The organism is Streptomyces sp. RKAG290 (genome assembly GCF_023701695.1).
In the GTDB taxonomy this organism is placed as follows: Bacteria; Actinomycetota; Actinomycetes; order Streptomycetales; family Streptomycetaceae; genus Streptomyces.
This window is the reverse complement of sequence record NZ_JAJOZC010000025.1, coordinates 1-3050: the sequence shown is the minus strand read 5'-3', so window position 1 is coordinate 3050 and position 3050 is coordinate 1. Positions and strand designations below refer to the sequence as shown.

Sequence of the window (3050 nt, the reverse complement as noted above, 5' to 3'; positions counted from 1 at the left end):
GGGCAGTGGGGTCGACGGTGACGGTCAGCAGGGTCGCGGCGAGCGCGCTCGCTCCGACCAGCGCGCGGCGAGCCGGGCCGGGACCGCTGGGTGGCGCCGGGGCGGGCCTCCGGGGTCTGCGGTGACGTGCCTGCGGATGGGTCCTTGCCTAGTAGGTGAAGTTCGCAGTGGATGCGCTCGGAGGGGACGCCGCCCTGGAGAGCCGGCAGTTGCGGCCTCCGCCATGGCCGCGCCCGCAGAGGTACACGTCGTGCTCGGCAGGTCGGGAGCAGATCGCGCAGCGCTGCGGCGCGAGCGGGTCGAAGGCGTCGTCGGAGGACCCGAGGAGGTAATACAGCCGGCCTGCCTGGTGCGGGCGATGGCTTCCAGCTCCTCGCGCAGCACCAGTTGGCGGCGTTGTTCGCCGGTAGAGGAGCGTGATGTCGCCGGGGCCGCCCGGCGTCTCGAACAGCGCCCGCATCGGCGTGATGCCGACACCGCCCGCGATGAGCAACACCTTGTGCCGCGTACGACGGTGGGCCGTCATCGCCCCGAACGGACCGGTGGCAGCACACGGGTGCGGGCTTCAGCCGCCTGATCCGCGGGTGTGGTCGCCGATCGCCTTGACCGTGATCCGCAGGGTGTCGTCCGGACGGGCGCGGACAGCGAGAAGGCAGCGCGGTGCGCCAGAGCCTGCGCTGGAGGAAACGCCAGCGGAAGAACTGGCCCGATTCGGCCCGGAGTTCGTCCAGGACGATGCCCTGCATGACGACGGAGACGACATCCGGCCCTCGCGGCGCACGTCGAGGACGCGCAGGCTGTGGCGCAACGCCTGCCGTACGGAACGACGCCCCGGTACCAGAACAGCAGCACCGCGACGGTGGCGTGCAGCATCGACCACACCCAGACCACGAGGACGCTGCCCGCGACATCGGGTCCCGCGAACTGATGCACGAAAGCGAGTGCGGCCGCCAGATAGGTAGCAGATGCACGGCCTCCAGTCTCGTGCGAGACGCGCCGCGCACGGCACGCGCGGAGGTGACGCGATGGCGGCCAGGAGCCGGTACCGAGAGCGGCGGCCGCGATCCCGCCGAATCCGAGCAGGTCCCTGGCGGCGGAAAGGAGATCGGTGCTGGTGTGGGCGGCGTATCCGCACAGCGCGAGGACATGTGCGCCAGGCACAGCGTGAGGACGTGCCGTCCGCCGCGTGCGTGCCACCGCGCGAGCCGGTCGGCGCCGACTCCGTGTTCGACGGCGGGCACGCGCGCCATGAGCAGCAGCATGACGAGCACGCCGTACCCGCGAGCAGACCGGTCAGATGGCGGCCGGTCGCCAGGAATGCGTCAAGCCGCGCCGAGGGTTCCACCTGGGCACCCCAGAGCGCCACGACGCCTGCGGCACCGCCGCCGAGCGCCGCCTGCAAAGCGAGTGGCGACAGACGGGGGCGGCGCGGGTTCCGGCACGCAGGGGCGCAAGGGAACCCGTTCTTCGGTTGCTGCGCCGCCAGATACGCCGCGAGTGCCGGGGGGTCGGCAAGCTGGGGACTGTCAGTGGCCTCGATCGTCACCCGGCGAGATAGAGCGCAGGACCGACGGAAGAGCCTGGTCAGAGGCATATCCGCGATCCTTAAGGCCCTCTTGAGGATCTGCTGACCACCGGTTAAAGAGACGCGCTTCGTGCGCGGTTCCGGTGATCGTGGTGACGGCCGGGCCTGAGCCGCGGTTTCGCAGACGGCGGCGACGAACGCCCGCATGCGGGCAGTTGTGGAAGCACAGCTGGTGCCACCACGCACGCAGGCCGGAGAGGACGATCGGCCCGGCGGTGATGTCCGGCTCGCGCACCGGCAGTTCGGTGAGCTGCAGACCGACCGGCCTGACGGCGCTTGCCCCACTCTGTACCTACTTGCCGGCGTTGCGGTCTCGGCAGGCGGCCGTTCGGCAGCAGAACCGCTCCCCCGGCCGGCGGCAGTCATCTGCTCCGCGAGGAACTCCTGACCGCAGCAGTACTCGCGATGGGCGGAACGCGGGCCACGCGCGCCCCCGGGTACGCACTCTGGCGGCCGGGCACAGCATCGGGTGGCGTACCGCGTCGAGCTCTGCTCGACGAGGACAACCGACAGGCTCGCGACGACGGGCCGTTTCACCGGGTCGTGAATGCGGCACTCCAAACAAAAGACCCTAGCCGAGCTCTCGCAGCACCTCAGCGATGGTGGCCCGGTACGTCCGCAGCGCCTGCAGGCCGGCAGCGTAGCGGTCGCGGTGCTGTGTGATGTCCACGCCTGCTTCCGCGCCGTGCCACGTGCCAGGCCTGGGCCGTACGGTGGCGCGTTGCAGGTGACGTCCACGACGCGGTGGCACGCTCCCGCTGCGTGTGCCGGGTGTTGCCGTCGCTGCCCCGCTTCCAGGCGGCGTCCGAGTACGCGGCAACGGGGTCGGGATAGCGCGTGGTCCGCGTTCCGCGACACAGCGGGACCACACGTCCCAAGCCGCGCGGACGCGCGGGTCGCGCTTTACCGCCTTGTCGATCTCGGTCGCCCGCGTTCCTGCGTAGAGCCAGTCCCGCTTGAGATCGATGCGCGCATCAGCCGCCGACTCGCCTCGGCATTGCAGCGGGGAAGTCCGATACTCGGCATTGGTCATCCGGCGGCCCGCCGCCGGAGAGCCGAGGACTTGTCCGGGGCCCAGCCGTAGCCCCAGCGGCGGGCGGTGGCGAGATCCAGGACGCCGTAGTCGTGCTGACCGCGGTGGGACCATGGGGTCGCTGGGGAAACGGGGGTCGAGCGGGAAGTCCGAGTGGCCGCGGTCCGCCATGCACTGCCGGACCAGCAACGCCGAGCCTGCTCAGATCGCTGGTTATCCTGCGGCGTGTAGTCGTAGCGGTCGGCCGGCAGGGGGCCGAGGTCCGCCGCCGTACGGATGACCTCCGGGCCCCTGAACCGGAGACACATATCGCCCCAGCACAACCACGGCGCCCAGTCGCCACCCCGTCTCATCATGCGACGGGATGCTCAAGGACGGGAGAGAGCCCCCGCCTCCGGCCAGGGCTCCCAGCACGGTTGTCACAGCGACTGC

2 protein-coding genes are annotated in these 3050 nt (G+C 71.0%); one reads left to right on the top strand and one right to left on the bottom strand.

Annotated features, from left to right (window positions below; all coding sequences use genetic code 11):
• Positions 1–148: 148 nt before the first annotated feature.
• Positions 149–526 carry a hypothetical protein gene (locus tag LNW71_RS35950; protein WP_250972389.1) on the bottom strand — a complete coding sequence of 126 codons (378 nt, stop codon included), beginning with the start codon at positions 524–526 and terminating at the stop codon, positions 149–151.
• Between the two features lie 273 nt (positions 527–799).
• Here LNW71_RS35950 and LNW71_RS36335 point away from each other — a divergent pair, with 273 nt between their 5' ends.
• On the top strand, positions 800–928 hold the full coding sequence (locus LNW71_RS36335) for a hypothetical protein (protein ID WP_285803312.1): 129 nt from the start codon (positions 800–802) through the stop codon (positions 926–928).
• The last annotated feature ends 2122 nt before the right edge of the window (positions 929–3050 follow it).

What these genes read in the sequence shown, in the direction of transcription:
- LNW71_RS35950 (WP_250972389.1), bottom strand. Translation starts at nt 526, where the DNA reads ATGACGGCCCACCGTCGTACGCGGCACAAGGTGTTGCTCATCGCGGGC.